This is a genomic window from Mucilaginibacter sp. (genome assembly GCF_041663085.1).
Lineage (GTDB): Bacteria > Bacteroidota > Bacteroidia > Sphingobacteriales > Sphingobacteriaceae > Mucilaginibacter.
Window position 1 is genome coordinate 19,061 of record NZ_JBAZRC010000014.1, and the last position, 15,844, is coordinate 34,904.

General features: G+C 42.9%; 20 protein-coding genes. 10 read left to right on the plus strand and 10 right to left on the minus strand.

Features of this window, described 5'->3' with window-relative positions:
• Nucleotides 1-6: 6 nt before the first annotated feature.
• The 3 genes from WC615_RS05300 (at nt 7) to WC615_RS05310 (ending at nt 2,024) form a co-directional block, all read left to right on the plus strand.
• Nucleotides 7-693, plus strand: coding sequence for a DUF6624 domain-containing protein (locus WC615_RS05300; RefSeq protein WP_372977092.1), 687 nt, complete (start codon nt 7-9; stop codon nt 691-693).
• Between the two features lie 62 nt (nt 694-755).
• Complete coding sequence (locus tag WC615_RS05305) at nt 756-1,070, plus strand: hypothetical protein (RefSeq protein ID WP_372977093.1); 315 nt, start codon at nt 756-758, stop codon at nt 1,068-1,070.
• A gap of 51 nt (nt 1,071-1,121) precedes the next feature.
• Nucleotides 1,122-2,024: an S-adenosyl-l-methionine hydroxide adenosyltransferase family protein gene (locus WC615_RS05310; protein WP_372977094.1), complete on the plus strand. Its 903-nt coding sequence runs from the start codon at nt 1,122-1,124 to the stop codon at nt 2,022-2,024.
• Here the strand turns inward: WC615_RS05310 and WC615_RS05315 are convergent, their stop codons facing one another.
• Complete coding sequence (locus WC615_RS05315; protein ID WP_372977095.1) at nt 2,025-2,303, minus strand: UBP-type zinc finger domain-containing protein; 279 nt, start codon at nt 2,301-2,303, stop codon at nt 2,025-2,027.
• Nucleotides 2,304-2,362: 59 nt separating this feature from the next.
• On the minus strand, nt 2,363-2,983 hold the full coding sequence (locus WC615_RS05320) for a class I SAM-dependent methyltransferase (RefSeq protein WP_372977096.1): 621 nt from the start codon (nt 2,981-2,983) through the stop codon (nt 2,363-2,365).
• 188 nt (nt 2,984-3,171) lie between these two features.
• On the opposite strand from WC615_RS05320, the gene WC615_RS05325 reads away from it, so the two are divergent.
• The gene (locus WC615_RS05325; protein ID WP_372977097.1) at nt 3,172-4,428 is read left to right on the plus strand and encodes a putative DNA modification/repair radical SAM protein; all 1,257 of its coding nucleotides are present in this window, start codon (nt 3,172-3,174) and stop codon (nt 4,426-4,428) included.
• Nucleotides 4,428-5,189 carry a TIGR03915 family putative DNA repair protein gene (locus WC615_RS05330; RefSeq protein ID WP_372977098.1) on the plus strand — a complete coding sequence of 254 codons (762 nt, stop codon included), beginning with the start codon at nt 4,428-4,430 and terminating at the stop codon, nt 5,187-5,189. The genes WC615_RS05325 and WC615_RS05330 overlap by 1 nt, the downstream gene beginning before the upstream one ends.
• Nucleotides 5,190-6,065: 876 nt before the next feature.
• On the opposite strand, the gene WC615_RS05335 is transcribed toward WC615_RS05330, so the two are convergent.
• Nucleotides 6,066-6,458, minus strand: coding sequence for a DUF1801 domain-containing protein (locus WC615_RS05335; protein WP_372977099.1), 393 nt, complete (start codon nt 6,456-6,458; stop codon nt 6,066-6,068).
• 153 nt (nt 6,459-6,611) lie between these two features.
• Here WC615_RS05335 and WC615_RS05340 point away from each other — a divergent pair, with 153 nt between their 5' ends.
• Complete coding sequence (locus WC615_RS05340) at nt 6,612-8,246, plus strand: ABC-F family ATP-binding cassette domain-containing protein (protein WP_372977100.1); 1,635 nt, start codon at nt 6,612-6,614, stop codon at nt 8,244-8,246.
• A gap of 178 nt (nt 8,247-8,424) precedes the next feature.
• Nucleotides 8,425-8,850, plus strand: a complete 426-nt coding sequence (gene arr, locus WC615_RS05345; RefSeq protein WP_372977101.1) for an NAD(+)--rifampin ADP-ribosyltransferase — start codon at nt 8,425-8,427, stop codon at nt 8,848-8,850.
• Between the two features lie 47 nt (nt 8,851-8,897).
• Here arr and WC615_RS05350 read toward each other — a convergent pair whose 3' ends face one another.
• The gene (locus WC615_RS05350) at nt 8,898-10,016 is read right to left on the minus strand and encodes an FAD-dependent monooxygenase (RefSeq protein WP_372977102.1); all 1,119 of its coding nucleotides are present in this window, start codon (nt 10,014-10,016) and stop codon (nt 8,898-8,900) included.
• Nucleotides 10,017-10,096: 80 nt separating this feature from the next.
• Complete coding sequence (locus WC615_RS05355; RefSeq protein ID WP_372977103.1) at nt 10,097-10,933, minus strand: helix-turn-helix domain-containing protein; 837 nt, start codon at nt 10,931-10,933, stop codon at nt 10,097-10,099.
• A gap of 153 nt (nt 10,934-11,086) precedes the next feature.
• Here WC615_RS05355 and WC615_RS05360 point away from each other — a divergent pair, with 153 nt between their 5' ends.
• Nucleotides 11,087-12,436: a PhoH family protein gene (locus WC615_RS05360; protein WP_372977104.1), complete on the plus strand. Its 1,350-nt coding sequence runs from the start codon at nt 11,087-11,089 to the stop codon at nt 12,434-12,436.
• Nucleotides 12,437-12,523: 87 nt separating this feature from the next.
• On the opposite strand, the gene WC615_RS05365 is transcribed toward WC615_RS05360, so the two are convergent.
• Both WC615_RS05365 and WC615_RS05370 read right to left on the minus strand, forming a co-directional pair.
• Entirely contained in the window at nt 12,524-12,847 is a 324-nt protein-coding gene (locus WC615_RS05365) for a hypothetical protein (RefSeq protein ID WP_067053776.1), read from the minus strand.
• A 6-nt stretch (nt 12,848-12,853) separates the two neighbouring features.
• Nucleotides 12,854-12,982 carry a hypothetical protein gene (locus WC615_RS05370; protein ID WP_372977105.1) on the minus strand — a complete coding sequence of 43 codons (129 nt, stop codon included), beginning with the start codon at nt 12,980-12,982 and terminating at the stop codon, nt 12,854-12,856.
• 323 nt (nt 12,983-13,305) lie between these two features.
• Between WC615_RS05370 and WC615_RS05375 the strand changes: the two genes are divergently transcribed.
• Together WC615_RS05375 and WC615_RS05380 are read left to right on the plus strand one after the other, a co-directional pair.
• Nucleotides 13,306-13,500: a cold-shock protein gene (locus tag WC615_RS05375; protein WP_372977106.1), complete on the plus strand. Its 195-nt coding sequence runs from the start codon at nt 13,306-13,308 to the stop codon at nt 13,498-13,500.
• A gap of 96 nt (nt 13,501-13,596) precedes the next feature.
• Nucleotides 13,597-13,797 (plus strand): hypothetical protein, encoded by a 201-nt coding sequence (locus WC615_RS05380; protein WP_299465216.1) that lies wholly within the window; start codon nt 13,597-13,599, stop codon nt 13,795-13,797.
• 8 nt (nt 13,798-13,805) lie between these two features.
• Here the strand turns inward: WC615_RS05380 and WC615_RS05385 are convergent, their stop codons facing one another.
• The 3 genes from WC615_RS05385 to argB are packed head-to-tail and all read right to left on the minus strand — an operon-like array spanning nt 13,806 to nt 15,634.
• Nucleotides 13,806-14,003, minus strand: a complete 198-nt coding sequence (locus tag WC615_RS05385; protein ID WP_372977107.1) for a hypothetical protein — start codon at nt 14,001-14,003, stop codon at nt 13,806-13,808.
• A gap of 20 nt (nt 14,004-14,023) precedes the next feature.
• A complete protein-coding gene (gene proC / locus WC615_RS05390; protein WP_372977108.1) occupies nt 14,024-14,839 on the minus strand; it encodes a pyrroline-5-carboxylate reductase in 816 nt (271 codons plus the stop codon).
• Nucleotides 14,840-14,842: 3 nt separating this feature from the next.
• The gene (argB, locus tag WC615_RS05395; RefSeq protein ID WP_372977109.1) at nt 14,843-15,634 is read right to left on the minus strand and encodes an acetylglutamate kinase; all 792 of its coding nucleotides are present in this window, start codon (nt 15,632-15,634) and stop codon (nt 14,843-14,845) included.
• Between the last annotated feature and the right edge of the window lie 210 nt (nt 15,635-15,844).

Genomic DNA, 15,844 nt, shown 5'->3' on the forward strand with positions numbered 1-15,844 from the left:
GCACAAATGAAACGTATAGCCATCACCTTACTTTTTATTTGTGCCCTTGCTTTTGCCCACGCGCAAAGCAAAATCAACCTTCCCTTAAAACACGAGCTGGACAGCATGTACGTGCTCGACCAGAAATACCGTGAACTTTTATCTGTTAAGTTAGATAGTAATAAGGTTGACTCGTTAACCAAAATTTATGGTGTTAGTAAAGAGAACCTAACAGACCATATATGGAAACTGCAAACCCTTGCAGATTCATCAAACGTAAAAAGGGTAGAAGAGATAGTAAAACAATATGGCTATCCCGGTAAAGCCTTAGTGGGCGAGCCTGCCAACGAGGCTGTTTTTTACGTGATCCAGCATTCTACCGTAATTGATAAATACCTCCCGTTGATTGAAAAGGCCGCTAACAAAAAGCAGTTGCCATTTCATTTATATGCCATGATGAAAGACCGATCACTGATGTACAATAAAAAAGAGCAAATTTGGGGTACACAGGCAAAAGGGATGAACGTGGTAAATAAAGAAACCGGTAAAACTAAATGGGCGTTTTTTATATGGCCAATTACCGATGCTGCCAATGTAAACAAGCGCCGCAAAGAAGCTGGTTTCCCGCAAACAGTTGAAGAGAATGCCAAACGTATGGGCCTAACCTATAAAGTTTATACGATTGACCAGGCGCTTAAGGGGCAAATAGACTAAACAAACCAACTTACTGAAACAAAACCACCGCGATTTTTCTTTTATACGAAAAAGAAAACGCTATGGCATTTGACCAATACCACGAACCACCTGAGGAGTTATCACAGGAAACCCGCACTTTTGTACGCATGATCGTATCCCTGGGCGAAGAAGCTGAGGCCATAAACTGGTACGAGCAACGCATCTCGGTAGAGAAAGACAAGCAGGCAAAAGCAATTATGCAAAACGCCCAGCATGAAGAGTTTAAACACTTCGGTATGGACCTGGAGTTTTTGCTGCGCAAGAAACCAGTATGGCGCGAAACCCTGAAAGCCATCCTGTTTCAGGAAGGCGACATTGTAGAACTGGGTGAAAAAGGCGAAGAAGCTTCGGAATAATTTTTATATTCAGCCTTGTATTAGCCTCACTTAGGTTAATACAAGGCCGATATGAATAAGATCCTGAAAACCGTCATCTTTTCACTGATGCTATTTGGCATCAGTACAACCTTTGCGCAAAATAAGATCATCGTTTACCAGTCGGATTTTGGACTGAAAGACGGCGCTGTTTCTGAAATGAAAGGCGTTGCCATCGGTGTATCGCCCGACCTTAAACTGTACGACCTAACGCACGAAATCCCCAATTATAACATCTGGGAGGCATCATACCGCCTGTTCCAAACCATCAATTACTGGCCAAAGGGTACGGTGTTTGTTTCGGTGGTTGACCCGGGCGTGGGTACATCACGTAAATCGGTTGTATTAAAAACTAATACCGGGCAGTTTATTGTAACGCCCGATAATGGTACGTTAACGCTGGTTGCCCAAACCTATGGCATTGCCGGCATCCGCCAGATAGATGAAGTGAAAAACCGTCGCCCGGGCTCGGGCAAATCATATACCTTTCATGGGCGCGATGTTTATTCGTATACCGCTGCACGCCTTGCAGCAGGGGTGATTACCTTTGAGCAGGTTGGTCCCGAATTACCAAAGCAAGTGGTAAGCATCCCATATCAGAAGTCGATTTTTGAAGGTGGTAAATTAAAAGGAACGATAGATATCCACGATGTACAGTACGGTAACATCTGGACAGACATCAGCGAAGACTTGGTTAAACAGCTAAACCCCAAATATGGCGACTTGCTGCATTTAAAGATATTTAACAAAGGCAAACTGGTGCACGAAAGCGATGCGCCTTACAGCGAAACCTTTGGCAGTGTACCCGAAGGCAAACCACTGGTATACCTGAACAGCCTGATGCAATTATCATTCGCGCTCAACATGGGCAGCTTTGCCGATACCTATAAAATTGGCAGCGGGGCCGATTGGAGCGTAGAGGTGACTAAGAAGTAATTAATACTCCGCAAATTGCTCATCGGGGTAACACCAAAGCCAGCGCTCGCCGGGTTGAGCCGATGCTATTACCCGGTGATGCTGGGCATGGTAATGTTTGGTCATGTGCTGCTCATCGCTTTGGTCGCAGCATAGGGTAACGCCGCAGGTTTGGCAGGTACGCAAATGGAACCATTCGGTACCTTGTTTTATGCATTCTTCGCACACATGGTCGTCACTTAGTTTAACCTCTTTAATGGCTTGCAGGTGCTGGCAAAATGATGGATCTAAATCTGGCATAGGAGATAAATATGATATGCTAAATATAGCAAAGCAAATTTATTTATTCCCAACCGCATTTAATTTTCGCCTTTTTTGCACTTGATCAAAAAGAATGGATAAGTTTCATCTATTCCGGTGATCTCGAATAATCCGGCTTTCTTAAATTCTGTTGTGATCGACTCTCTATCATAAAAAAACATTTTAACGCCATCAAACACCTCATACCTGTCCTTGCTGATGAATTTGCCTTTACCATAGGTTTGGGCTTCTTTTGAAATGGCGGTGAAAACCATATACCTCCCCTCATGCAGCTGATCATAACAATCGCGGATCAGTTTCCGTCTTTCATTAGCGTTCAATAAATGGATTAAAGCATAACAAAATACACCATCGTAGCGGGCTTTATCAAATGGCATATCGGTTACAGAGCCATGATAGATCTTCATATCCGCGCCGTAATGCTTCCCGGCCATCTCAATCGCTGTTTTTGAGATCTCAATGCCGGTTACTGTAATCCCGCTGTCTTTAAAAATCTGCGCGTTACGCCCATAGCCAATTCCCGGTATCAGGATGTTCTTTACTGATTGTTCAACAAAATAATCTCTGGTTAAAACTGCCGACTTTGATGGCTCAAAACCCCACATTTCCTGGTGTTTAATAAAACTCGATTCCCAAAACTCAGGTTTTTTATTTGCCATAACACATTTTACTTTATCTATTGCAACAAAGTTGCAATATGTATTAATAATATGCAAGGATGATTTTTATTTCTCGTTTCGATTATGGAGAAAGAGGCGCCCTGTTAAAAACTAATACCCTTAAAAGGAGTAGAATAAAATAGCTGTAGCATGAAAAATGCTAATAATATTAGTATTTTTGAATTGATATGAATGTAGACAGGATTACAGAGAAGTTGAATATTTTGGCAGATGCTGCTAAATACGATGTATCATGCGCAAGCAGTGGCAGCAAGCGTAAAAACGAAAACAAAGGCCTGGGCAATGCCAGTAACGGGATCTGTCACTCATATACCGAGGATGGGCGCTGCGTGTCGCTGTTAAAAATTCTGTTAACTAACCATTGCATATTTGATTGCGCTTATTGTGTGTCGCGTAAAAGCAACGATATACAGCGGGCCGCCTTTACTGTGCAGGAGGTGGTTGATCTGACCATCAACTTTTATCGCCGTAATTATATAGAAGGTTTGTTTCTTAGTTCGGGCATATTTAAAGATGCTGATTATACGATGGAACGGCTGGTGCGGATTGCCAAAAAATTGCGTACCGAGCATAATTTTAACGGTTACATCCACCTTAAATCTATCCCCGGTGCCAGCGATGAACTGATGAATGAGGCTGGCCTGTATGCCGACCGCCTGAGCGTGAACCTGGAAATGCCTACCGAAGCAGGGCTGAAACTTTTAGCGCCTGATAAGAATCAGGCGGATATGATCAAGCCGATGGGCTATCTTAAAAATGCCATCATTCAGCGCACCGAAGAAAAAAAGCTGTTTAAAAAAGCGCCCATATTTGCCCCGGCAGGCCAAAGTACACAGGTTATTATTGGCGCCACGCCCGAGAATGACAGCGAGGTACTACAATCGGCCAATTACTTTTACAAGAATTTTAACCTGAAACGGGTTTATTATTCGGGCTATGTACCGGTGCTGGCCGATAGCCGCCTGCCTGCTTTAAATACCAGTGTACCCATGGTGCGCGAGAATCGCCTGTACCAGGCCGACTGGCTGATGCGCTTTTACGGCTTTAAGGTGAACGAAATAGTGAACGATAGCCAGCCACACCTCGATCTGGATATCGACCCGAAACTGGGTTGGGCTATCCGCAATATGCAGGCCTTCCCCGTTGATATTAATAAGGCCGACCTGCAAATGATATTACGCGTGCCAGGCATTGGGCTGCAATCGGCACAAAAAATTGTAAGCGCGCGTAAGTTTGCTAAACTGAACTGGGATCAGCTCAAAAAAATAGGAGTGGCCCTAAATCGCGCCAAATATTTCATCACCTGCAAAAGCAACCAATTTGAGCGGCGCGATCTTACCGGCAGCAACATTAAACAATTCATCCTGGCTACATCGCAAAGCAAATACTTAAAGAACACGCAGGTACAATTAAACCTCTTTTAATGATGACCACATTAATTTACGATGGTACTTTTGAAGGCCTGCTTACCGCTGTATTTGAAGTTTACGACCGCAGGCTGGATAGGGTAAACCTGCAAAAGACTGATTCTGGTACCAATGCTTTATTTAAGGATAAGCTGCAGGTAATTACGGATGATGCCCGGGCCAACCGTGTACTGAAAGGCCTAAAACAAAAGATCTCATCGATGGGGGTACAGCGTTTGTATGCCGCGCACCTGGCCGAAATGGATAGTGACGCCAATAGTTTGCTGGGCTACATCAGGTACGCTTTTGATTCGGTAGTGAATATTGAAGAGGATTATGGCAACAGGTTTGTGATGCGCGTATCAGAAATGGTGCGGATGGTTAGGCGCGAGAAGCATAGGATGGAGGCTTTTGTCCGTTTCCAGAAACTGAAGGATGATATCTTTTATGCCGGTATTGAGCCCGACTTTAATGTGCTGCCCTTGCTTATCCGCCATTTTAAAAGCCGGTATGCCGATCAGAAATGGATCATATACGATCTGCGACGCAAATATGGCCTTTATTACGACCTGCACGATACCCAGTACATCTCGCTTGATTTTGCAAACGTAGGCAAACCTGCGGATGTAATTGCCGCCTTTACCGAGGATGAAGGGATCTACCAGCACCTTTGGAAGAACTATTTTACCAGTGTAAATATCCCCTCGCGCAAAAATACGAAGCTGCATGTACGCCATATCCCCAAAAGATACTGGAAGCATTTGACAGAAAAAATTTAATTTTTACGATTTTACGCGTTTTTTAATTTGCCCGTATCAGCTGTTTTTGGGGCTGTTTGTGGATAAAGGGCGATGTTCATAACCCCGCTATATACAGCATAAAATACTATCATGCATCATTAAATGTATGTGGATAAATATCAAATTATTGTTAATAACATGTTAAAAAGAAAAGTAAAAAAGTGCTTGACAAAAGGCACTTAATCTCCCTATATTGTAATCATCAAGAACGACGTACTTTGACAGCCTTACAGGAATACAGCAACTTAATCGGGTGAACCTCAGGGCAAACTAAAGATAAGGGAAGTGCCTGAATCATATAAAGGGAATGAAATACGAAAGTAATTTACCCCGGAAATGATTAACGAGGTATTATGGGTTTTGCGAGAGCCTACGGGAAGCAGCAAACAAAATAATGACCTTGAAGCAATCGGCGTTAGCGTAACAAAGAGACATCGGCATTCAAACGAATAAAGAAGTATCAGCGTTGCACGGATAACGAAGGAGTCGACTTCCCCGAGGGAGAAGTGACAAGATCAACATTCGCAGACGAGATGACCCGTCAGCACTCGCAAGAGGAAAGAAGGACACATACGGAACGGATTTGAAGGCGTTGCCATCCGCAAGGAGACAGACAAGATCAGCATCAGTGTTAACAATTGAAACATCGGCATTCGCACAGAATAAAGAGACATGAGCGTTCGCATCATAACAAAGAGGAGAGCAGGTCGGTTAATTTTACACAAAACTTGGTGCTTCATGACGGCTACGGCATTCATGGGGGCAGGAAAAACGGGAGTCATTTCGAAAGAAGAGGCTTCCGTTTTCCTATTTTAAGAGGTATTTAAACTTGACATCAAGTCGATACCAAGTCAATTACTTTTTCTTGCGCTTTTCCAGCATATCAGCAATGTTGATGGCCGAACAATCGGCAACCAGGGCGGCTACCGTAGTAAGCGGCATGGCTGCCCCATCGGTAAAATTGATACAACCCTTCTGGAATTTGGCGTCTGGCAACAGGCCCACGTATTTGGCATGCAGCGCCGGGTTCATATACATGGGCAGGCAATGCAACGACATATGGTTCTTGGTACTGGCCAGCCCGTATTTCATGTAACAGCGCTCTTCATACAATATCATTTCCTTGCCCATCATCGGTTTTGTCACCGCTACAATGGTAGGGTCATTGGCCAGTATGGTTTCATGCAGTTCAGTTAAGGTAGCCTGCCTTTCAGCGGGCCAGCTTTTTATAAATTCTATGATAGTCATTTTGTTGATATTACAATCTAATCTACAAGATTATATTCATTTCTCTACCCGGTTAAGCGTCGACGCTTTAAACAGTCATTATTCAGGCCTGTAAGTTTTCGGTATTTGTACCAAATTCAATTATCTTTGCCGCTCAATTTAACACCCCCTTTTGTGATTAATGTAAATAATATCTCCGTTTCATTCGGAGGAACTGTCTTATTTAGTGATGTAACCTTTTCGATCAACGAAAATGATAAAATAGCCCTGATGGGTAAAAATGGTGCAGGAAAATCTACCATTTTAAAAATTATCGCCAATGCTGCGAAGCCTACTTCTGGTAACGTAACCGGCCCCAAAGATGCTGTAATTGCTTATTTACCACAGCATTTGCTAACGCATGATAATGTTACCGTTTTTGAAGAAACGATGAAAGCTTTTGCAGAGGCCAACCAAATGCAAAAAGAGCTGGAAGAGGTTAATGAGCAATTGAACACCCGTACTGATTACGAAAGTGATGAGTACATGAAGTTAATTGAGCGTGTATCAGAGCTGAGTGAGGCGTTTTACTCGGTAGAAGAAGTTAACTACGATGCTGAGGTAGAAAAAGTGTTAAAAGGCTTAGGCTTTGAACGCACGGACTTTAATCGCCAAACTTCAGAGTTTTCTGGCGGATGGCGCATGCGGATAGAGCTGGCCAAGATCTTATTAAAGAAGCCCGATCTGATTTTGCTGGATGAACCTACTAACCACATGGATATTGAGAGTATTCAATGGTTAGAAGACTTTTTGATCAACTCGGCAAAGGCAGTTATGGTGATTTCGCACGATCGTACCTTTGTAGATAACATCACTAATCGTACAATTGAGGTTACCATGGGCCGCATATACGACTATAAAGCCAAATACAGCCACTACCTGCAATTACGTGCCGACCGCCGTGTACACCAGCTAAAAGCCTACGAAGAACAGCAACGCTTTATTGCCGATAACCAGGAATTTATAGACCGCTTTAGGGGTACTTATTCAAAAACATTGCAAGTGCAGTCGCGGGTGAAAATGCTCGAAAAACTCGAAGTGATAGAGATCGATGAAGTGGATACATCGGCATTGCGCCTGAAGTTCCCACCATCGCCACGTTCAGGTCAATACCCGGTAATTGTAGAAGAGTTAACCAAAAAGTATGGCGATCATGTAGTGTTCGAAAAAGCATCCATGGTGATTGAGCGGGGAGAAAAGGTGGCTTTTGTAGGTAAAAATGGTGAAGGGAAGTCGACCATGATTAAAGCCATTATGAGCGAGATTGATTTTGAGGGAAGCTTAAAAGTTGGCCACAATGCCAAAATTGGCTATTTTGCTCAAAACCAGGCGTCATTATTAGATGAGGGTTTAACGGTATTTGAAACCATTGACCAGATCCCGTTGAGCGATGGAACGCTAAAGATAAAAGACCTTTTAGGTGCCTTTATGTTTAGCGGCGACGATACCACCAAAAAGGTTAAAGTGCTTTCGGGCGGTGAAAAAACCCGCTTAGCCATGATCAAATTGCTGTTAGAACCCGTAAACGTGTTAATATTGGATGAGCCAACCAACCATTTGGACATGAAAACTAAGGACATTATTAAAGACGCTCTTAAAGATTTTGACGGCACTTTGATCCTGGTATCGCATGACCGCGACTTTTTGGATGGGCTGGTAAAAAAAGTATTTGAATTTGGTAATAAGCGTGTTAGGGAGCATTTTGAGGACATCAAAGGATTCCTGGCTTACAAAAAAATGGATAGCTTAAAAGAAATCGAACAAAGCTAAAGGTTGGTGCAATCACTTTTTAAAGCCCAAAGGGTTGCATTGATACACACTTTTAATCGTCTGTTTGTTGTAAGGGTAACGCCTTTATAATTATCATATTGCACTCAAAAAAATATAGTTAAAAAGTGAATATTTAGCGCTTTGTATCTTATATTTTTGGTTTTAAAAATCAATAAATATGAGCAGATCAATTGAAAACAGCGAGCTGAACAACCCACCATTTTTCCATGGAACCAAAGCTGATTTAAAGCAAGGAGATTTAATTATACCCGGTTTTAGTTCAAATTACGGCAAGCAGAATGAGGCAAAATATGTATACTTCGCCGCAACTATGGAAGCTGCTATTTGGGGCGCCGAGCTTGCCCGTGGTGAGGGCCGTGGCCGGGTCTATATTGTACAACCGGCAGGCACTTTTAATGACGACCCTAATTTAACCGACAAGAAGTTTCCCGGAAACCCAACAAAATCATACCGAACCAAAGATTCGCTTCTGATAATTTGTGAAGTTATGGATTGGCAGGGGCATTCACCCGAGCAATTTAAGCAGATGCGCGATAATGTACAACGGCTAAAAAAGCTTGGTATAGAAGCGATAGAAGATTAAGATCAAAAGCCTATTACCCCGTTCAAGTATGGATGCTTGAACGGGTGTTAAAAGCCTTTCTTGTTTCTTTTTTGAATTGCCTCTTCCGTTCTTGGGATAAAATTCTCTCTTACATTAAATTGGGCTGTGGCTTGCACTTCTTCTATAAACGGGCGCAGGTCTTTATTGTAATCCGCAAAGGCTAATTCAAAATTTCCGTTATGCTTCTGCAATGCATCGGCTAATGCCGCAGCACCGATGACAGATAAAGATGCACCCCTTCCGGCAGCGGGCGAAGCGCAATAACCGGCGTCACCAACTAATGCAACCCGGCCTTTTGTCCACGACGGCATTTTTATCTGGCAGAATTTATCGAAGTAAAAATCTTCAGAAAGCTTTATTTCTTCCAATAGTTCCGGGGCCCGCCAGCCCATACCGTTAAACTGGTTTAAGATGATATTTCGTTGTTGTTCGTTGTTACGGTAATCGTAAGGGATTTCATCTTCTGAATAAAAACAAAAAATGATATCGGTTTTATTTTTATAAGTATTAAGCATAACGCCTTTATCGGGCACATTAAACATCTGCATGGTTTTTTGTTTTACCAAGAGTTTGTTGATGATGGTAATAGAAAAATATGCCTGTAAAAAATGAGCGTAATCCTGTTCGGGGCCAAACCAAATCTTCCGCACACCGGAGTGTGAACCGTCGCAGCCAAGCACTAGATCGAAGCTACGTTCCGGGCCATTTTTAAAGGCTACGGTTATGTCGGCTTCAGCTTCAGTTAAATTGGTAACATTGTTATTGAAAATAAACTCAACATCCTTTTTAAGGTCCTCGTACAATATGCCAATAAACTTATCCCGTTCAATTTCAATCTCATCATCGGGGAGTTCGGTGATTTCGCCTGGTATAACCATCGAGCCTTCCGTAATATTCTCGGCATTTTTAAACTCAATCAATTCTACGTTCAATCTGTTGGCTTTTAATTGCTCAAAAATCCCCATGCGCTTAGCAGCCTCAATTGCGTTACCCTCTATATTAACGGCCCCGCCGGCAACCCGTGGTTCGTTTGCAAGCTCAACCACAGTTACTTGATAACCTATTTTATTCATCCACCAGGCCGCAGAAAAACCTGCTATGCTTGCGCCGGATATAAGTACTTTTTTATCTTTTAATAATTCCATTTTTTTGCAGGTTGATTTAACCCTGCAAAGGAACATTGTACAAGAAAGGGAAAAAATGGCAATACGAAGTTTGTATTGGACTAACCGAGGTTTTTGTTACGAAAAATTAAAGCAGATACACCTGTAGCCTTGGTAAACAGGCGCGAAAAATAGGGGTAATCATCATAGCCCAATATCGCAGCAATTTCTTTAACCGATTGGCTTGAATGAACTAGCAGGCGTTTTGCTTCTAAAATTACACGCTGCTGTATGTGATAGGAAACGGGGTGTCCGGTTGCGTTTTTAACACATTCGTTAAGGTAAGGGGTAGAGATATTTAGTTTCGCGGCATACTCTACAGGGCGCTTCACCGTGGTGTAATTAGTTTCCAATAGTTCCCTGAAGGCCTTGGTAATTATTTCAAAGCGCAAAAGCTTATCTGTTGATTTAGCAAGTGCTAAATATTGAGAGATAACCAATGCAACTAATGCGTTACAGCTGTCTTTAAGTAAATGATGATAAAGCTTATCGTTATTACGCCCATATAGTTTTAAACAAAGCGTTGCGGCCTCCAGGAAAATGGAGAACGTATCATCATTTAACGGCAGCGGTTTGGCTGGGGTAATATTTGCCAATAGCTTAAGGTATTCCGGGTTTAGATTGTCGTCGCTGAGTGCCCAGCTTACAATAACTACATCATCCGAAGCCGAAGTTGAATGCACCTGGTCGGGATGAACATAAATAATAGCCGGGGCCTGGATGGTGTAATGCTCAAAATCAATTTCAAGTTTAACCTGCCCTGTTTCTACCAGGAAAAAGGAGTGCCCATCGTGCCGGTGTACCGATTTATCAACTTCAAAAGTTGCGGCGCTCAGCAAATGCAGGTCTTTCATGCAAAACTTTTCGATAGTGATGCCCGGGCCGAGATCATCTATCATTGTATTTACAGGAATGGGGTGCTTTTGATTACGCATCGCTTTAATTCTACCCTGCAAACATAACTCTTTAATTTTTGCTGTGTTCTTTCCCAACAATCACAACATTTTCAACATCTGCTGTAAGTCACCAATCAAAATGCCTATTTTGCATTGATGAAGGAATCTACAGGAAAAACAGACGGAAAGAAGAAGATATTTGTGCTGGATACCTCGGTCATACTTTATGACCACAACGCCTTTGAGAACTTCCAGGAGCACGATGTAGCCATACCCATACAGGTACTGGAAGAGCTGGATAACATGAAAAGCGGTAACGATACCCGCAATTTTGAAGCCCGCAGCTTTATCAGGCTGATGGACGACATGTCTAAAAGCAGGCTAATTAACCAGTGGGTGCCGCTGAACGGTAAAAGCAAAGGATGCTTTAAGGTGATCATGGATGCCAAGAACACCAGCGCAGATGCCGAGGTGGTGTTTGGATCTGATAAGATAGACCACCGCATCCTCAACGCCGCCCTGGGCGTACAGTTTGAACACCCCGACCGTAAGGTGATACTGGTATCAAAGGATATCTGCTTGCGTTTAAAGGCAAAATCGCTAAGCTTGTTTGCCGAGGATTATGAAACCGGAAAGGTAAAAAACCTGGAAGAACTGTACAGCGGCAAATCAACTCTGAATAAAATAACCGAGAAACTACTGGGCAAGCTGAATAAGAACGATAGCCTGCCGGTGGATGATTTAGATATCCCGGTTGAGGCCGGTAACCAGTTTTATATATTAAACAGCAAGAACGGTTCGGCCTCGGGTTTCTATAATTCGCAAAGCGGGCAATTGGAGAAAGTGACCGAGCAGCCCGTATTGAATATTTATCCCCGCAATATAGAGCAGGCCTTTGCCATACATGCGCTGCTGCACCCTGATATTAAGCTGGTGACTATACAGGGTAACGCCGGTACAGGTAAAACGTTGTTGGCCCTTGCCAGCGCGCTCGAGCAACGCAAATATTACCGCCAGATTTTTGTAACCCGCCCAATTGTGCCTTTAAGCAATAAGGATATCGGCTTTTTACCCGGCGATATCAAGTCAAAGATAGACCCATATATGGCGCCAATATGGGATAACCTGAAGTTTATAAAAGATCAGTTTGCCGAAGACGAAAAGATGCAGGCCAAGCTTGACGAGCTGGTGGCTAACGATAAGATCTCCATTACACCGCTGGCGTTCATCCGCGGGCGTACACTGAGTAAGATCTTCTTTATTGTAGATGAAGCGCAGAACCTTACTCCGCATGAGGTGAAAACCATCATATCGCGTGCAGGCGAAAACAGCAAATTTGTATTTACCGGCGATATATACCAAATAGATACCCCATACCTTGATGCAGAGAGTAACGGCTTATCGTATTTAATTGATAAAGCCAAAGGACATCCGCTTTACGCCCATATCACCCTGCAAAAGGGTGAAAGGAGCGAGCTGGCCAATTTAGCCACGGAGTTGTTGTAGAGTTTAATAATCAAATGTCAGTCTGAGCTTGTCGAAGACTTGTACATTGACTAATGGTCGACGGGCTCACCATGACAATTGTTGGTGTTACGTTCTTGGCCTTTTGGGGTTAAACGCAACCAGGTAATCCAGTTCATCGGCTATGATGGTACGTTTGTCAATCTGGCTGTCATCGCGTGTGTACGATTGTTTAAGCCCCGCTTTAACCGAGTTTAGTACCTGCAATAATATCTCAGGCCCCATTTTGGTTGCATTGGTAGGGAAGTAGTTCCTTTGGATCTTTATCCTGTCGGCATTACTTGCCATGCTGAATTCCCAGTTATCATCTGCCTTAAAACCATGCTCTTTGGCAAGGTTGGTCAGATCATACAGGTACATTTTGGTTTGTGTTTCTATTGTTTGTTCGCTCATTTGGGGTTATTTTTTCTTACTGGTTAGATCGGCAGATACGGTGCCTTTACCTGATTGGTAGGCAGATTGTTTTTTGTTTACATTAAGGGTAGGTGCTTTTTTTACTTCCTTAACTGTTTTTTTGTCTTTGCTCATTGTAGTATGTTTTAAACTTTATTGTAATTATTATCCCACAGAATTAACGGCCGGCAATCATCAGCAAAAGCTAATGCTACCGTATAACGAAAATTGGCAATGCCTGTATAAATACTTTGTATATGGGAAGGAATTTCTTAAAGCTAACCTTTATTTATTGAATATCAGTAGCTTTTGAAAACTAAATTAACTACAACTTTAAGTTAGGCCCTATGTAACAGTGTTTTAACCCGCTGCTGCATTTAAAATAACGTTAAAGAATTTTATTTAAAAGAAAAGGCGGTTATTAATGACTATCTTGCAACCTTATTAAAAAAAGTATAATGCAAAAAGAAGGAACAGTAAAGTTTTTCAATGCCACTAAAGGTTTTGGATTTATTTCACAGAGTGACAGCAGAAGCGATGTTTTTGTACACTCAACTGGCCTAATCGACGAAATTCGTGAAAACGATAACGTTTCGTTTGATGTGGAAGAAGGCAAAAAAGGCCTTACAGCGGTAAATGTAAAAGTTATCTAACAAATTACTATAAAACTTAATCGTAAAGCATCTGCTTGAATTGGCAGGTGCTTTTTTGTTCTAAAAAACTATTTATTCACAAACCCCAATAAAAATATGGCTAAATCGCAAGCAACATTCATGAAAAAACAACTGGAAAAGAACCGCCAGAAAAAGAAAGAGGACAAAGCACAACGTAAACAAGAACGCAAAGATAACCCCAACGGGAGCGATCTTGATAATATGATGGCTTACGTAAATGAGTTTGGCGAGATCGTATCAACCCCACCCGAGAAAAAAGCCAACGAAGAGGATTAACCCACTCGTTACTTATACAACACCTTGTAGATGGCCTTGCCCCAAAGCTCTCCTAAACGGGCAGCGCCTTTCTGATTAGGGTGCAGGTAGAAAAAATATACCTTGCCGCCCTTGTTCGTGCTGTAAAGCATCTGTATAGTTATTCTTAAAGTAATTAAAAGCCTTTGTATCGCCCACAAATACGTGGCCCGGGTTTGATGTGCCATGATTTTTGGTCAGCGCAACTCTATTCAGTTTTATAAAGCGCACCGGCTTTCTCTGCCGAAACTTTGATACCCTTTATCATTGCCGAGCTAAAGCCATTGTGCTCCATTTCGTTTAAGCCGGCAATCGTGCAGCCTTTTGGCGATGTAACCTTGTCAATTTCCTGTTCGGGATGTGATGCCAGCTGAAGGAGCAGGTCGGCAGCGCCTTTGGCGGTTTGTGCAGCCATTCTAAGGGCATCATGCGCGTGGAAACCAATTTCTGTACCACCTTGTGATGCCGCGCGGATAGAGCGTAAAAAGAATGCGATACCGCAGGCACATAACGCCGTGGCCGATGTCATCAGTTCCTCGTTTATCTGGATACTCACCCCAACCGTATCAAATAATGATAATACCAGGCTTGTATTAGCGGCCGATGCGTTATCGGTAGCAATACAGGTCATACTGTGGCCGATGGAAATAGCTGTGTTAGGCATCGCGCGGATCACCTGCACATCTAACCCCAGCTGCGTACGGATGTCCTGGCAACTAACGCCCGATACTACCGATATCAGCAGGTGTTTTGTTTGGTTGGCTGCGGGTTTTATCTCGTCAAGCAGTTTATTTAATTGCTGTGGAAGGATGGCCAGCACAACAATATCAGCTTTGGTAACAGCTCCCGCATTGTCGGCAGTTACATTATAACCTTCATCTGCAAGGGCAGACAAAGCAGCCACATTGCGGCGTGTAAGTGTAATTTGCTGCGGGGTAAATATCCCGGCTTTTTCTAATCCTTTAGCCAGTGCAAGGCCAATATTTCCGCTGCCTAAAATGGCAATATGTTGTTGTGTTTCCATTTGTTATTTACTTAAACGTGTACCAAAACCCTGTTTGTTCTTTAATTGGCCCAAATCATCAGAATGCCCGATGATAACCGCTTTAACCCCACATGATATTGCGGTGAAGGCATTATCCAATTTCGGCAGCATCCCGCTGTGGATGATCTGTTCCTGCTTTAGTTTCTCGTACCGCGCGGGGTTTATCTCTCTTATCAGCGAATCATCATCATTAATATCCTGCAAAACACCTTTCTTCTCAAAGCAATATACCAGCGTCGTTTCATACAGTTTTGATAAAGCCACCGCCAGTGCCGAGGCTATGGTATCGGCATTGGTATTCAGCATCTGGCCTTCGCCATCGTGCGTTAAAGCGCAAAAAACAGGGGTGAAGCCGCCATCCAATAGCTTGCTGATATTTTCGGGATTGATAGAGCCATCAAACAGGTCGCCGGCAAAACCATAATCGATAGTTTTTACCGGGCGTTTTTTAGCACGGATAAAATCGCCGTCGGCACCGGTAAGGCCAATAGCATTATTGCCGTAGCGCTGTAGCTGCGCCACAATGTTTTTATTGATCAACCCGGCGTAAACCATGGTCACTATCCGCAGGGTGTCGATATCGGTGATTCGGCGGCCGTCCACCAGTTTAGCCTCGATGCCCATGGTTTCGGATATCTGAGTGGCTACTTTGCCGCCGCCGTGTACCAGTATCTTGTAACCCTCCAGCGCGGTAAAATCTTTCAGAAAACGGTGCAGGTTTTCGGAGTTATCAATTACGTTACCGCCAATTTTTATGATGTGCAGGGCTTGCATATTGTATTATATATAAGTTCGATGGCAATTATAGTTATTTTTTGGGAGGAAGAGTTTATTAATTAACCACAAAGGGCACAGAGGTTTCACAGAGAGGCACAGATAATTTCATAAAAGAATCTCTGTGACCCTCTGTTTTTTCTCTTTGTGACTTCTGTTGTAAAAATAATCAATTGATATTCATACGATTGTAATTTAAAACTGACAAAT